Below are 13,635 nucleotides of genomic sequence, written 5' to 3'. Positions count from 1 at the left end.
ACGACCATGGACGTCTGGTTCACCTCGGACACCCACTTCGACCACCAGCTGGTGGCCGGCCTGCGCGGGTTCGAGACCCCCGCCGAGCACGACGCGCACGTGGTCGAAACGTGGAACGCCACCGTCCGCCCCGGCGACCAGGTGTGGCACCTGGGCGACGTCGGCATGGGCCGGCTCGCACGCTTCGCCGACACGCTGCGGCAGCTCAACGGCGAGATCCACCTCGTCACGGGCAACCACGACGAGCCGTGGCCCGGGCTGCGCCAGGCGCACCGGCACCAGCGCGCGTGGCTCGAGCACTTCGCGACGGTGCAGGCGTTCGCGCGCCGGCGCATCGAGGGCCGCAACGTGCTGCTCAGCCACTTCCCGTACGAGGGCGACCACATCGGAGCGGACCGCGGCTCGCAGTACCGCCTGCCCGACGAAGGGCTTTCCCTGCTGCACGGCCACGTCCACAGCCTGTGGCGCAAGCGCGACCGGCAACTGAACGTCGGCCTCGACGTGCACGACCTGCGGCCGGTCCACCTCGACGCGGTGGCGGCCGAGCTGGCTGGTTAGGCGGGTCTGACAACCATGGTGCGTGGCAGCTGGGAAGGCGCCGTCGGATGGCCGGTGACGGAACCTGCCCGGCGGCGGTGAGGATCGGCGTCCACTTCGTGGTGGACGATGGTGGCAGGTGTTGCAGGCACATCGGCGCGTTTCCGGCCTGGCCAGGACCGACCAGTGCGACCAGCGGCCGGCGTCGTCCGTCGACGAGGTGGTGGACCTTCGTGCTCCAACCACCACGGGAACGGCCGATCGCGTGATCAGGCGGCTCGGCGAGCGGATCCGCGTAGTTCGACCCAGCCCCCTGTGGCGCCGGCTAGGCGCGGCCGGTCAGGATCGTCACGCGTACGGGTTCCGTGAACGGCGCGTGCGGTGCGATCGCGGTGCGGATGCGGTTCTCGAACGCCGGGCGTTCCTCGGCGGACGGCAGCTGGTCCTCGCCCATGGCGGAGTAGACGCCGCCGACGATCGCGTCCGCGGTGAGGTCGCCGGTGTAGGCGACGGTGCGGATTTCGGTGGTGTACCCGCAGGCGGTGAGCGCGGCGCGGTAGCGGCCCTGGCTCGCGGCGTCGGTGCCGCAGGTCGCGGTGAGGGGCTGGCCGAACCAGCCGGACAGGACGCCGCGCAGGGCCTGCGACCACGTGCTGTCCTGCAGCCACAGCGGTGAGCCGTTGGTGACCACCGCGATCCCGCCGCCGGGGCGCAGCAGTGGTTTCACGGCCGCGAAGAGCGCCCCGTGGTCCATCCAGTGCAGGGCTTGCCCGACGGTGACCGCGCCGAGCCCGCTGAGCAGTGCGCCCAGCGCGGGGACGTCGGTGTCGCCGCCGAGGAGCCACGACGCGGTGGTGACCCCGGCGTCCGCCGCGGCCCGGCGGGCGCGCGCGAGCATGTCGGGCGACGGGTCCATGCCCACGACGGCGCGGACGCGCGCGGCCATCGGCACGGTGAGCTGACCGGTGCCGCACCCGAGGTCGAGGACCACGTCGTCCTCGCCCAGGGCGAACGCTTCCGCGATCGCGTCGAACGCGGCGGGCGGGTACCCGCGGCGGAAGCGGTGGTAGAACTCCGTGACTTCTCCGCTGAATCCGAGGCTCATGGTCCGAGACTGACGGGAGCCCGAGCCGGATGCACGCGGTTTCGCTGACGGCCGATCAGTAGATCGGGAACTCCTTGCCGTGCTCGGCTTCCGGGCGCTTGCCGAAGATCCGGCGCTCGCTCTCGTCGATGGGCCGGTCGTTGATGCTGGCCTCGCGGCGGCGCATGAGGCCGTCTTCGCTGAACTCCCACAGCTCGTTGCCGTAGCTGCGGTACCACTGGCCGGCCGCGTCGTGCGACTCGTACTGGAAGCGCACGGCGATGCGGTTGCCGTGGAAGCTCCAGAGTTCCTTGCGCAGCGCGTAGTCGAGCTCGCGCTCCCACTTCTGCGTGAGGAACTTGACGATCTCCTCGCGGCCGGACACGTGCACGTCGCGGTTGCGCCACTCGGAATCCTCCGTGTAGGCGAGCGCGACCTTCCCGGGGTCACGGGTGTTCCAGGCGTCCTCGGCAGCCTGGACCTTCTGGCGGGCGGTGTTCTCGTCGAACGGCGGGTACGGCGGACGACCGGTCATGGGGCTCCTCCCGATGCGTGGAGAACGCGCGTTCTCCTTGGTTTCTTGTAGCATAGAGAACGTTGATTCTCAGCACCAGAGGGACACCACGTGAACACGGCGGAAGCCACCGAACGGCTGCTCGAAGCAGCTGAGGACCTGTTCTACACCCAGGGCGTGCAGTCCGTCGGGATGGACGCCGTGCGCGAACGGTCCGGCGTGTCGCTGAAGCGGCTTTACCAGGTTTTCCCGTCGAAGGACGACCTGGTCGCCGCCTACCTGAACAAGCGCGACGAACGGTGGCGGCGCTCGCTCCGGGAGTTCGTCTCCGCGCGCGGCGACGATCCACTGGCGGTATTCGACTGGCTCCACGCGTGGTTCAGCGAGCCCACCTTTCGCGGCTGCGCGTTCGTGAACTCCTTCGGCGAGTTCGGGACTCCGGCGCCAGGGGTGGCGGCGGCGATCCAGCACCACAAGGACGAGGTGCGGCGGTACCTGCGGGGACTCGTGAGCGAGGATGCGCTGGCGGATCAGCTGTTCTCGCTGATGGAGGGCGCGACCGTGCTGGCGGCAATCAAGTCGGATCCCGGGGAAGCGCTGGTGGGTCGAGCGGCGGCCGAGACGTTGGTGGCTGCTCGTCGTGCTGGAGTTGGTGGGTAGGCGGGGCTTTTCTGGCGTGGGGTGGTCGCGGGTGGCTCGTCGCAGTGGCCGGCCACGGCCCGCATCGCCACCGACAGCCCGAACTTCCGCCAACAAGCCACATGGCCGCCCCCAACAGGGCCGGCCACATGGCCGGGCAAAGCGATGTTTCCGGGTCCGGTGGCGGGGAGCCTCCGCCACCGGACCCGTCTCGTCCGCGCCGTCCCAAAGCGGTGCGGGCGAGGCCGGCCGGGCCTGGTCAGGACAGGGTCGGCCGGAGTGGGGGGAGCTACCGGCAGTCCGTGAGGTGGCGGGCGTAGGCGCCGGTGGTGAGGAAGCTCGGGAGTTTGTCGCCGAGGGCGGTTTCGGTGAAGATGGCGCGGGCGTCGTCGAGGCGGTGGCCGGTGGGCAGGTCGGGGCGGACGCGGGCGTACTCCTCGTCGAGGAACTCCGCGGCGAGTTCGCGGGTCAGGGCGGTGCCGTCGGCGAACTTCGTGCCGTTGCGGATCCACTGCCAGACCTGGCAGCGCGCGATTTCGGCCGTGGCGGCGTCTTCCATGAGGTGGTGGATGGCCGCGGCGCCCGTGCCGCGCAGCCAGGAGTCGAGGTAGCGCAAGGCGACGTTGATGTTCGCCCGCACACCTCCTTCCGTGACCTCGCCGCCGGCGGACGCGACGTCCAGCAGGTCGGCCGCGGTGACGTCGACGTCCTCGCGCAGGCGGCCCAGCTGGTTCGGCCAGCCGCCGAGCACGGTGTCGAAGACCTCGCGGCAGACGGGCACCAGGCCGGGGTGCGCGACCCACGAACCGTCGAAACCGTCGCCCGCTTCGCGTTCCTTGTCCTGGCGGACCTTCTCGAACGCGGTCGCGTTCGCCTCGGGGTCCTTGCTCGGGATGAACGCCGCCATGCCGCCGATCGCGTGCGCGCCGCGGTGGTGGCACGTGCGCACCAGCAGCTCGGTGTAGGCGCGCATGAACGGGACCGTCATCGTCACCTGCGCGCGGTCCGGCAGCACGAAGTCGGCGCCGTGCGCGGAGAAGTTCTTGATGACGCTGAAGATGTAGTCCCAGCGGCCCGCGTTCAGGCCCGAGGCGTGCTCGCGCAGCTCGAACAGGATCTCGTCCATCTCAAAAGCCGCAGTGATCGTCTCGATCAGGACCGTGGCGCGGATCGTGCCGCGCGGGATGCCGAGTTCCTGCTGCGCGAACAGGAAAACGTCGTTCCACAGCCGAGCTTCGAGGTGGTTCTCGAGCTTCGGCAAGTAGAAGTACGGGCCGCTGCCGCGCGCGATCAGCTGGCGCGCGTTGTGGAAGAAGTACAGGCCGAAGTCGACCAGGCTCGCCGACAGCGGGCGCCCGTCGATCCGGACGTGCTTCTCCACCAGGTGCCAGCCGCGCGGGCGGGCGACGATCGTCGCCGGGTCTTCGCCGATGGTGTAGCGCTTGCCCTGCTCAGTAGTGAAGTCGATGTTGCGGCGGATCGCGTCGTAGAGGTTGATCTGGCCGTCGACGATGTTGTGCCACGTCGGCGAAGTCGCGTCCTCGAAGTCGGCCAGCCAGACCTTCGCGCCGGAGTTCAGCGCGTTGACGGTCATCTTGCGGTCCGTCGGGCCGGTGATCTCCACGCGGCGGTCTTCGAGACCGGGCGCGGGCGGCGCGATGCGCCAGCTGTCGTCGGCGCGGATGCGGCGCGTCTCGGGCAGGAAGTCGAGGTGCTCCTCGCCCGCCTGCAGGCGCTCGCGACGACGGCGCCGCTCGTCGAGCAGCTCGCGGCGGCGGCCGGCGAAGGTGTTGTCGAGCTTGGCCACGAACTCGAGCGCGGCCGGGGTGAGGATCTCGGCGAACCGGTCACCGGCGGGTCCGGCGACCTCGATGCGGTAGTTCAGCTTGTCGGCCATCTCTTGCCTCCGCGAAGAAAAGGAAGGGGGCGGGCCGGCGACCGGGTCGCCGGCCCGCGGGGAGAACTGCTGCGTCAGTGGAACTGGTCTTCTTCGGTGGAACCCTTGAGCGCGGTGGTCGAGCTCTCCGGGTTCAGCGCCGTGGACACCAGGTCGAACCAGCCGGTGCCGACCTCACGCTGGTGCTTCGTGGCGGTGTAGCCGCGCTCCTCCGAAGCGAATTCGCGCTCCTGCAGGTCGACGTAGGCGGTCATGCCTTCGCGGGCGTAGCCGTGCGCCAAGTCGAACATCGAGTAGTTCAGGGCGTGGAAGCCGGCCAGCGTGATGAACTGGAACTTGTAGCCCATGGCGCCGAGCTCGCGCTGGAACCGCGCGATGGTGTCGTCGTCGAGGTGCTTCTTCCAGTTGAACGACGGCGAGCAGTTGTAGGCCAGCATCTGGTCCGGGTGCTCGGCCTTGATCGCCTCGGCGTACTTGCGGGCGACCTCGAGGTCCGGCGTCGACGTCTCCATCCACAGCAGGTCGGCGTACTGCGCGTAGGCCAGGCCGCGGTCGATGCACGGCTCGATGCCGTTGGTGACCTCGTAGAAGCCCTCCGACGTGCGCCCGCCGGTCAGGTACTTCCGGTCGCGCTCGTCGACGTCGCTGGTCAGCAGCGTCGCGGCCTGCGCGTCGGTGCGGGCGACGACGAGCGAGGGCACGTCGAGCACGTCCGCGGCGAGGCGGGCGGCGTTCAGGGTCCGCTCGTGCTGCTTGGTCGGGATCAGCACCTTGCCGCCGAGGTGGCCGCACTTCTTCTCGGACGCGAGCTGGTCCTCCCAGTGCACGCCCGCGGCGCCGGCGGCGATCATGCCCTTCATCAGCTCGAACGCGTTGAGCGGGCCACCGAAGCCGGCCTCGGCGTCGGCGACGATCGGCGCGTACCAGTCGATGTCGGTGTTGCCCTCGGCCCAGTTGATCTGGTCGGCGCGGCCCAGCGCGTTGTTGATGCGGCGGACGACGGCCGGAACCGAGTTCGCCGGGTACAGGCTCTGGTCCGGGTAGGTCTGGCCGGCCAGGTTGGCGTCGGCCGCGACCTGCCAGCCGGACAGGTAGATGGCCTTGAGGCCCGCGCGGACCTGCTGCACGGCCTGGTTGCCGGTGAGGGCGCCGAGGGAGTTGACGTAGTCCTCGGTGTGCAGGAGCTTCCACAGCCGCTCCGCGCCCCGGCGGGCCAGCGTGTGCTCCTCGGTGACGGAGCCCCGCAACTTCACCACGTCGGCGGCGGAGTAGGTCCGCTGGACGCCCGCCCAGCGGGGGTCGGTCTTCCACTGCTCGGCCAGCTCGGCCGCCGCCTGCTCGAGCTGCTTGGCCTGCTCGGTCATCGGACTCTCCCGTGTTGCGAAGTTTGCGATCGCTCGCCTTGCCTGGTCACAACCGTGACACGAGCACGAAAAGGCGGTCCATAGCTCCAATTTGCCAATTTCTGTGAATGTTGCGTACCATCTTGCAAAGCTTGCGAATCACGGGTTCGCAACGCGAGCGAAAAACGCCGGGCTTGATCGTTCACGTAATCGTTCAGGGCCGGAAACCTTGCGGCCGATCGGAGGAGAGATGGACAAAACTTTCGCCGGGGCGCGGTTGCGGCATCTGCGCGAGAGCCGCTCGATGAGCCAGGCCGACCTCGCTCGTGTGCTCGAGATCTCACCCAGTTACCTGAATCAGATCGAGCACAACTCCCGCCCGCTGACCGTGCCGGTGCTGCTGCGGATCACCCAGGCGTTCGGCGTCGACACGGAGTTCTTCGCCAACAACGACACGTCTCGCCTGGTCGCGGACGTGAAGGAGGCGCTGCTCGACGAGGTCGTCGGCGTCGACGTGACCACCAGCGAGCTCAACGAGCTGGCCTCCAACCTGCCCTCGATCGCTCAGGCGCTGGTGAAGCTGCACCGCAGCTACCGCAACGCCGTGGAGAGCACGGCCGCGCTGACCACTGAAAACGGCCTGGGCCTGCACGGCAGCGCCGCCGCGCCGCTGCCGCACGAAGAGGTGCGCGACTTCTTCTACGAACGCGAGAACTACGTCGCCGAGCTCGACGAGCGCGCCGAGCGCATGGCCGCGGAGATCCCGCTGCGCCGCGGCACCGCGCTGACGTCGCTGAAGGACCGGCTCTGGCAGCGCTACGGCGTGAACGTCACCAGCGACGGCCTCGACGAGGCGAAAGGCCAGCAGCACAAGTACGAGCCCGCGACGCGCGTGCTGCGGCTGGCCCCGAGCCTGCGCGTGGGGCAGCAGGCGTTTCGCATGGCTTCGCAGATCGCGCTGCTTGAGTACGACGACCTGATCACCGAACTGGCCGATTCGTGGGCGTTCTCGGGCCCGGCCGCGCGCACGCTCGCGCGCGTCGGCCTGGCGAACTACTTCGCGGGCGCCCTGATCCTGCCGTACGGGCCGTTCCTGGCGACGGCGGAGCAGTTCCGCTACGACATCGAGCGCCTGTGCGACCACTTCGGCGTGGGTTTCGAGACGGTTTCCCACCGCCTCTCCACGCTGCAGCGGCCGAAGCAGCGCGGCATCCCGTTCTCCTTCGTGCGCGTCGACCGCGCCGGCAACATGTCCAAGCGCCAGTCCGCGGCGGGCTTCCACTTCTCCCGCGTGGGCGGGGCGTGCCCGTTGTGGAACATCTACGAGGCCTTCGCTTCGCCGGGCAAGATCCACACCCAGATCGCCGCGCTGCCCGATGGCAAGCGGTACTTCTGGATCGCCCGCACGGTCTCCCGCAACATCGGCGGCTACGGCAGCCCGGGCAAGACCTTCACCGTCGGCCTCGGCTGCGAACTGCGCCACGCCGGCCGGCTCGTGTACTCGACGGGCCTCGACCTGGACGAGCCCGCCGCCGCGACGCCCATCGGCATGGGCTGCAAGGTCTGCGAACGCCCGAACTGCTCCCAGCGCGCCTTCCCCGCGATCGGCAAACCGCTGACCGTCGACGAGAACACCAGCACGTTCGTGCCGTACCCGGCGGTTCCCAAGGTGTGAGAAGCGCCGGTGCACCGGGAGTGGGCCGGTCAGCGGGAAGTACATTCAGCCGGGTGCACGACATCGACACGGTGAACGCGGACCTGGTGGAACATGCGGCCGAGCGGTTGGCGGGCGTGATTTCCCGGACGCCACTCGAGCCGAACGCGCGGCTGTCGGCCAAGGTGGACGCGCGGGTGTGGCTCAAGCGGGAGGACCAGCAGACGGTCCGCTCGTACAAGATCCGCGGCGCGTACAACTTCATCGTGCAGCTGGACGAGGCCACGAGGGCCCGCGGCGTCGTGTGCGCGAGCGCCGGCAACCACGCGCAGGGCGTCGCGTACGCGTGCCGGCGGCTGGGGGCCAACGGGCGCGTCTACGTACCGGGCACGACGCCGCGGCAGAAGCGCGAGCGGATCGCCACGCTGGGTGGCGCGCACATCGAGGTGATCGTCGTCGGGGAGACCTACGAGGACGCGTTCGCCGCCGCGAACGAGGACGCGCAGCGCACGGGCGCGACGCTCGTGCCCGCGTTCGACGACCCCCGCACGGTCGCCGGCCAGGGCACGGTGGCGCTGGAGGTCGTGGAGCAGCTCGGTTTCGTGCCGGACGTGCTCGTCGTCCCCGTCGGCGGCGGTGGTCTGCTGGCCGGCATCGCGACGTGGGTGCGCGAGCGCCACCCGGACGTCCGCGTCGTCGGCGTCGAGCCGGAGGGCGCGATGTGCATGGCCGCCGCGGTGAAGGCCGGGGAGCCCGTGCGGATCGATGCGGTGGACCCGTTCGTCGACGGCGCCGCCGTGCGCGAGGCCGGCGCCGTGACCTACCCGCTCGTGCGCGACAGCGGCGCGGAGCTCACGTCGGTGGCCGAGGGCGCCGTCTGCACCGAGATGCTCGCGATGTACCAGTCCGATGGCATCATCGCCGAACCCGCGGGCGCGCTGGCCGCCGCCGCGCTCGGCACGACCGCCCTCGTGGAACCCGGCCAGACCGTGGTCTGCATCGTTTCGGGCGGCAACAACGACGTCAGCCGCTACAGCGAGATCCTCGAGCGCTCCCTCATCCACGAAGGCCTGCGCCACTACTTCCTCGTCAACTTCCCCCAGGAACCCGGCGCCCTGCGCCGCTTCCTCGACGAGATCCTCGGCCCGGAAGACGACGTCACGCGCTTCGAATACGTGAAGCGCAACAACCGCGAACTGGGCCCCGCGCTGATCGGCATCGAAATCACGCGGCCGGCCGAGCTGCCGGGCCTGCTCGCGCGACTGGCGGCCAGCCCGCTGCAGGTCGAGCGGGTCGAGGCCGGCAGCCCGCTGTTCCACTTCCTGCTCTGAACAGCACCCGACGCCCGAACCCGTGCCGCCGCGGACACACCCGTCCGCGGCGGCACGTGGTTTTTCGCGTTACGGCTGCGGGGCCGGGACCGGCTCGCCCGGGCAGGTCTGCGTGGTCGGCTTGCCCGTGTCGAAGAACGTGACCGCCGCGGAGGCGCAGGGCAGGTCCGACAGGGAGCCGTGGACGTCGTCTTCGACGGTGAGCAGGGAGCCGCCGATCTGGCGTTGCATGGCGAACGCCCAGCCGATCGGGGTGACCGGCTCGTAGGTGTGGCCGACGAGCTGCAATGGGCTCTTGCCGGCGGTGAAGTGCCACTGCGTGGCGGGCACGGGCCAGCCGACGCACAGCTGCTCGTAAATGCCGAACCCACCGGTCTCGGGGTTGGCCTTCAGCCGGTCGACGCGGTCCCGCCACACGGTGTCGAAGTCGCGCGGGCTCGGGGATTCGTTGCACAGCAGGGCGTTCTGCTGGAACGAGCTGCCGCCGGTGCGTTCGGTGTCCCAGCCGAAGCCGGACGGCGCCGCGCCCGGCGAGGCCGGGACACCGCCGTCGCGGAGGGACACCAGGGCGCCCGCCGCTTCCACCCACTGGCGGCGCGGGTAGGCGAAGAACTGGTTGACGGTGTCGCCGTTCACGGGTGAGCCGTCCGGGCCCGTGCGCGGGTGGCCGGCGAGCTGGTCGCGCAGGGCGAGCACGGCCTTTTCCACCTGCGGCTGCGTGGTCCCGAAGTGGTAGGACGAGTCGTAGCGCGCGAGCCAGGCGGTGAACTCGCGGAAGGTGTTCTCCCCCGCCGCGGCCTGGTCGTCGTCCATCGTCTTGACGCTCAGCTCCGGCGGCATCACGGAATCCAGCAGCATCTTGTCGACGTGGCTGTCGAAGAGCGTGCGGTACTCGGCGCCGAGCGCGGTGCCCCACGAAACGCCGTAGTAGCCGATCTTGTCCTCGCCCAGCGCCTCGCGGATGCGGTCGACGTCGCGGGCGATGTTCGGGGTGGTGAAGGACTTCACCAGCGCCGGGTCCTTCGCGAAGCACGCCGCGTTGGCCGCGGCGTGGTGCTCGGCGACGAACCGGGCCTGGTCCTTTTCGGACAGTGCCGGATCCGGCTGGGCGTCGTCCTCGGCGCACGACAGGCTCGCGCTGTAGTCGACGCCGCGCGGGTCGAAGCCGATGAGGTCGTGGTGCTCCAGCAGGCCGGACGCCTTGCTCCCGGCGATGGTCAGCGGCATCTTCATGCCCGACTGGCCCGGGCCGCCCGGGTTGACCACGATCGAGCCCGTGCGCTCGCCGGTCGCGCGGATACGGCTCACCGCGATGTCGATCGTGCGGCCACCGGGGTCGTTGTAGTCGAGCGGCACGGGCACGAGCGCGCACTCCGTGCGCTGGTCGTCGGCGTCCCAGCCCTTCGCGATCGACGCGCAGGGTTTCCAGTCCAGGCCTTGAGCCGACGCCAGCGCGGGCACGAGGGGGACCATCGCCACGGCCGCGACGACCGGGACGAGCAAACGGATCTTCGGCATGCCGATGATCATCGGCGCCGGACGTCGCCGCCCGGATCAGCCGATCGGCCGAGGTGCACCGCCGAACAGCCGAACCGACCATCCGATGTGGACACCGCGGACTCAGCTCCGGTCGGACAGCCCCACGAACATCGTCCGGTGCAGCTCCCCCACGTGGGCGCGGGTCACGCGCGCCGCCTCGTCCGGATCGCGCGCGGCGATCGCGCGGACGAGCACCTCGTGCTCCCGGTTGGACGCCCGCAGCGCCGACAGCCGGTACGGCAGGTAGAAGCGGTACAGCTCGTGCAGCACCCCCGAGTAGTGCTGCACCGCGGCCGCCGGCGCGCCCGAAGCCGCCACGGCCAGGTGGAACTCCGCGTCGAGGTCGTGGAACTCGGCCCAGCCGGTGGCGGCGTCCATGCGCCGGACGAGGTCGCGCAGCTTCTCGACGTCCTCGTCGGAGCGCCTCAGCGCGACGAGCTGCGCCAGCCCCGCTTCGATCACGAGCCGGTGGTCGATCAGGTCGCGCACCTCGGCCGACGACTCGCGGTACGCGCCCACCTCCCCGACCCGACCGGCCGGCGCGTCGAGGGCCACGTGCGTGCCGCCGGTGCGGCCGCGGCGCCGGACCAGCACGCCGTCTTCGCACAGCGACACCAGCGCGCGGCGCACGGTGATGTCACCGACGCCGAGCGCGCTCGCGATCTCGCCGTTGGGCGGCAGCCGCTCCCCCGGCGCGAGCAGGCCCAGCTCGATCGCCAGCGCGATGCGGGCGCGCACGGTGTCGAGCGCGGACAGGCGCCGGATGCCCGTCAGCGCGGGCGAAGCCAGGTCCGCAGCCATGCCGCGAACGATACCCAAGAAAACATCTCAAAGTGAACACTATTGTTTAAGTGTGCAAGATGGACTATTTTTCGGCGCATGCCTCGTCCCTTGCCGATCGCGCTGGCACAGCTGCCACCGCGCCCGTACACCGATGGCGTCGCGGCGTTCGCGGACCAGGTCGGGACCGTGCTGGCCGAGCACCCCGGAACCCGGCTCGTCGCCTTCCCCGAACTGCACCTGTGCGGCGTCGAAGGCACCGCCGCCGAACGCACCGAGCAGCTCAACGCCGCCGCGCAGCCCCTCGACGGGCCCCGCACCCGCGAGCTGGCCCAGCTGGCCGGCGACCTCGGCGTGTGGCTCTCGCCGGGCAGCGTCTGCGAACGCGGTGAGCGCGGCGAGCTGTTCAACACCGCCCTCGTCTTCTCGCCTGGCGGCGAGCTGGCCGGCAGCTACCGCAAGGTGTTCCCGTGGCGGCCGTACGAGCCCTACGACCCGGGTGACCGCTTCGTCGTCGCCGACCTGGCCGGCGTGGGCCGGCTCGGCTTCTCGATCTGCTACGACGCCTGGTTCCCCGAGGTCACGCGCCACCTGGCGTGGCTCGGCGCGGAGCTCGTGCTGAACCCGGTGCAGACCACCACGCCCGACCGCGCGCAGGAGCTCGTGCTCGCGCGCGCCAACGCGATCACCAACCAGGTGTTCGTGGCCAGCGTGAACACCGCCGGTCCGCTCGGGGTGGGTGACAGCGTGCTGGTCGACCCCGAGGGTGCGGTGCTCGACGAGCTGCCGGGTGCCGAATCCGGCGTGCTCGCCCGCACCATCGACCTGGACGAGGTCGCCCGCGTCCGCCGGGAAGGCACCGCCGGCCTGAACCGGATGTGGGACCAGTTCACCCCCGCCGACCACCCCCTGGAACTTCCGCTCTACCAAGGCCGGATCGAGCCCGACCGGTGGCGTCCGCGAGAAGAAGGAGCCCGATGAGCACGACGAAGGCGACCCCCGGAGCCAGGCTCGACCGGCAGCTCGGCCTGTCCGGCGTGCTGCTGTTCGGCATCGCGTACATGGCGCCGCTGATCGTGCTGGGCACGTTCGGCGTCGTGGCGACCACCACCGAGGGCACGGTGCCCTCGGCCTACGTCGTCGCGCTCGTCGCGATGCTGTTCACCGCGGCCAGCTACGGCAAGATGGCCGCGACGCACCCCGTCGCCGGCTCGGCGTACACCTACGTGCGCAAGGCTGTCGACTCGCGCGTCGGCTTCCTCGTCGGCTGGGCCGTGCTGCTCGACTACTTCTTCCTGCCGATGGTGATCTGGCTGATCGGCGGCGCGTACCTCTCGGCGCAGTTCCCGGACGTGCCGAGCTGGCTGTGGCTCGTCGCGTTCATCGCGATCACGACCGTGCTCAACGTGCTGGGCATCAAGATCGCGGAGAAGGCCAACTTCATCCTGATGGCGTTCCAGGTGCTGGTGATCGCGTTTTTCATCGTGCTGTCGCTCAAGCAGGTCCTGTCCGACGGGCACTCGCTCGCGAGCGGTGACCCGTTCTTCCACCCCGGCAGCACGTTCGGCACGATCTCCGGCGGCGCCGCGGTGGCCACGTACTCGTTCCTGGGCTTCGACGCCGTGACGACGCTGACCGAGGAAGCCGTGGAGCCCAAGCGGACGATCCCGCGCGCGATCCTGCTGACGGCGCTCATCGGCGGCGGGGTGTTCATCGTGCTGGCGTACGTGACGCAGCTGGTGCACCCGGGTTCCTCGTTCGCCGACGAGTCGTCGGCGGCGTTCGAGATCGCCGGGCACATCGGCGGCAACGCGTTCGCCGCGTTCTTCCTGGCGGGCCTGGTGGTCGCGCAGTTCGCGTCGGGCATCGCCGCGCAGGCCAGCGCTTCGCGCCTGATGTTCGCGATGGGCCGCGACGGCGTGCTGCCACGGATCTTCGGGCGGCTGCAGCCGAAGCTGCACACGCCGGCGTTCGCGATCGGGCTGACCGGGCTCGTCGGGCTCATCGCGCTGGCGCTGGACGTGACCACGTCGACGTCGTTCATCAACTTCGGCGCGTTCACGGCGTTCACGATGGTCAACGTCAGCGTGATCGCCACGTGGCTGCGGACGCGGCGCGAGACGAAGCGCAACGTGCTCACGTGGCTGGTCGCGCCGGTGATCGGCGCGGTGGTCGACCTGTGGCTGCTGGTGAACCTCGACGGGCTCGCGCTGACGTTCGGCCTGGTGTGGCTCGGGATCGGGATCGCTTACCTGGTCGTGCTCACCCGCGGGTTCCGGCGGCCGCCGCCGGAGATGACGTTCGAGGAGTGACCCGT

The 13,635-nt window shown here is 70.3% G+C and carries 12 protein-coding genes; 6 read left to right on the top strand and 6 right to left on the bottom strand.

Annotated elements, in window-relative coordinates; genetic code table 11:
- Nucleotides 1–6 precede the first annotated feature (6 nt).
- Nucleotides 7–558 carry a metallophosphoesterase family protein gene (locus ACIA77_RS20770; protein WP_395887537.1) on the top strand — a complete coding sequence of 184 codons (552 nt, stop codon included), beginning with the start codon at nucleotides 7–9 and terminating at the stop codon, nucleotides 556–558.
- 304 nt (nucleotides 559–862) lie between these two features.
- Here ACIA77_RS20770 and ACIA77_RS20765 read toward each other — a convergent pair whose 3' ends face one another.
- The gene (locus ACIA77_RS20765; protein ID WP_395887536.1) at nucleotides 863–1,642 is read right to left on the bottom strand and encodes a class I SAM-dependent methyltransferase; all 780 of its coding nucleotides are present in this window, start codon (nucleotides 1,640–1,642) and stop codon (nucleotides 863–865) included.
- A 55-nt stretch (nucleotides 1,643–1,697) separates the two neighbouring features.
- Nucleotides 1,698–2,156 carry a nuclear transport factor 2 family protein gene (locus ACIA77_RS20760; RefSeq protein ID WP_395887535.1) on the bottom strand — a complete coding sequence of 153 codons (459 nt, stop codon included), beginning with the start codon at nucleotides 2,154–2,156 and terminating at the stop codon, nucleotides 1,698–1,700.
- Nucleotides 2,157–2,246: 90 nt separating this feature from the next.
- Here ACIA77_RS20760 and ACIA77_RS20755 point away from each other — a divergent pair, with 90 nt between their 5' ends.
- Nucleotides 2,247–2,795, top strand: a complete 549-nt coding sequence (locus ACIA77_RS20755; protein WP_395887534.1) for a TetR/AcrR family transcriptional regulator — start codon at nucleotides 2,247–2,249, stop codon at nucleotides 2,793–2,795.
- Nucleotides 2,796–3,063: 268 nt separating this feature from the next.
- Here ACIA77_RS20755 and aceB read toward each other — a convergent pair whose 3' ends face one another.
- Both aceB and aceA read right to left on the bottom strand, forming a co-directional pair.
- The gene (gene aceB, locus ACIA77_RS20750) at nucleotides 3,064–4,671 is read right to left on the bottom strand and encodes a malate synthase A (protein ID WP_395887533.1); all 1,608 of its coding nucleotides are present in this window, start codon (nucleotides 4,669–4,671) and stop codon (nucleotides 3,064–3,066) included.
- Between the two features lie 74 nt (nucleotides 4,672–4,745).
- Complete coding sequence (gene aceA / locus ACIA77_RS20745) at nucleotides 4,746–6,035, bottom strand: isocitrate lyase (RefSeq protein WP_395887532.1); 1,290 nt, start codon at nucleotides 6,033–6,035, stop codon at nucleotides 4,746–4,748.
- A gap of 229 nt (nucleotides 6,036–6,264) precedes the next feature.
- Between aceA and ACIA77_RS20740 the strand changes: the two genes are divergently transcribed.
- Both ACIA77_RS20740 and ilvA read left to right on the top strand, forming a co-directional pair.
- A complete protein-coding gene (locus tag ACIA77_RS20740) occupies nucleotides 6,265–7,689 on the top strand; it encodes a short-chain fatty acyl-CoA regulator family protein (RefSeq protein ID WP_395887531.1) in 1,425 nt (474 codons plus the stop codon).
- A gap of 53 nt (nucleotides 7,690–7,742) precedes the next feature.
- Entirely contained in the window at nucleotides 7,743–8,999 is a 1,257-nt protein-coding gene (gene ilvA, locus ACIA77_RS20735; RefSeq protein WP_395887530.1) for a threonine ammonia-lyase IlvA, read from the top strand.
- 69 nt (nucleotides 9,000–9,068) lie between these two features.
- Here the strand turns inward: ilvA and ACIA77_RS20730 are convergent, their stop codons facing one another.
- Both ACIA77_RS20730 and ACIA77_RS20725 read right to left on the bottom strand, forming a co-directional pair.
- Nucleotides 9,069–10,517: an alpha/beta fold hydrolase gene (locus ACIA77_RS20730; RefSeq protein ID WP_395887529.1), complete on the bottom strand. Its 1,449-nt coding sequence runs from the start codon at nucleotides 10,515–10,517 to the stop codon at nucleotides 9,069–9,071.
- A 102-nt stretch (nucleotides 10,518–10,619) separates the two neighbouring features.
- Nucleotides 10,620–11,339: a FadR/GntR family transcriptional regulator gene (locus ACIA77_RS20725; RefSeq protein WP_395887528.1), complete on the bottom strand. Its 720-nt coding sequence runs from the start codon at nucleotides 11,337–11,339 to the stop codon at nucleotides 10,620–10,622.
- Between the two features lie 78 nt (nucleotides 11,340–11,417).
- Here ACIA77_RS20725 and ACIA77_RS20720 point away from each other — a divergent pair, with 78 nt between their 5' ends.
- Both ACIA77_RS20720 and ACIA77_RS20715 read left to right on the top strand, forming a co-directional pair.
- The gene (locus ACIA77_RS20720; RefSeq protein WP_395887527.1) at nucleotides 11,418–12,299 is read left to right on the top strand and encodes a carbon-nitrogen hydrolase family protein; all 882 of its coding nucleotides are present in this window, start codon (nucleotides 11,418–11,420) and stop codon (nucleotides 12,297–12,299) included.
- Nucleotides 12,296–13,630, top strand: a complete 1,335-nt coding sequence (locus ACIA77_RS20715; RefSeq protein WP_395887526.1) for an APC family permease — start codon at nucleotides 12,296–12,298, stop codon at nucleotides 13,628–13,630. The genes ACIA77_RS20720 and ACIA77_RS20715 overlap by 4 nt, the downstream gene beginning before the upstream one ends.
- Nucleotides 13,631–13,635: the final 5 nt, after the last annotated feature.

The organism is Amycolatopsis sp. NPDC051903 (genome assembly GCF_044452505.1).
In the GTDB taxonomy this organism is placed as follows: Bacteria; Actinomycetota; Actinomycetes; order Mycobacteriales; family Pseudonocardiaceae; genus Amycolatopsis.
This window is presented reverse-complemented; position numbering and strand designations above follow the sequence as displayed.

Bases quoted from the DNA above. Each gene is read 5' to 3' on its own strand.
- ACIA77_RS20770 (WP_395887537.1), top strand. From the start codon at position 7: ATGGACGTCTGGTTCACCTCGGACACCCACTTCGACCACCAGCTGGTG.
- ACIA77_RS20760 (WP_395887535.1), bottom strand. From the start codon at position 2,156: ATGACCGGTCGTCCGCCGTACCCGCCGTTCGACGAGAACACCGCCCGC.
- ACIA77_RS20740 (WP_395887531.1), top strand. From the start codon at position 6,265: ATGGACAAAACTTTCGCCGGGGCGCGGTTGCGGCATCTGCGCGAGAGC.
- ACIA77_RS20765 (WP_395887536.1), bottom strand. From the start codon at position 1,642: ATGAGCCTCGGATTCAGCGGAGAAGTCACGGAGTTCTACCACCGCTTC.
- ACIA77_RS20720 (WP_395887527.1), top strand. From the start codon at position 11,418: ATGCCTCGTCCCTTGCCGATCGCGCTGGCACAGCTGCCACCGCGCCCG.
- ACIA77_RS20725 (WP_395887528.1), bottom strand. From the start codon at position 11,339: ATGGCTGCGGACCTGGCTTCGCCCGCGCTGACGGGCATCCGGCGCCTG.
- ACIA77_RS20730 (WP_395887529.1), bottom strand. From the start codon at position 10,517: ATGCCGAAGATCCGTTTGCTCGTCCCGGTCGTCGCGGCCGTGGCGATG.
- ACIA77_RS20715 (WP_395887526.1), top strand. From the start codon at position 12,296: ATGAGCACGACGAAGGCGACCCCCGGAGCCAGGCTCGACCGGCAGCTC.
- aceB (WP_395887533.1), bottom strand. From the start codon at position 4,671: ATGGCCGACAAGCTGAACTACCGCATCGAGGTCGCCGGACCCGCCGGT.
- aceA (WP_395887532.1), bottom strand. From the start codon at position 6,035: ATGACCGAGCAGGCCAAGCAGCTCGAGCAGGCGGCGGCCGAGCTGGCC.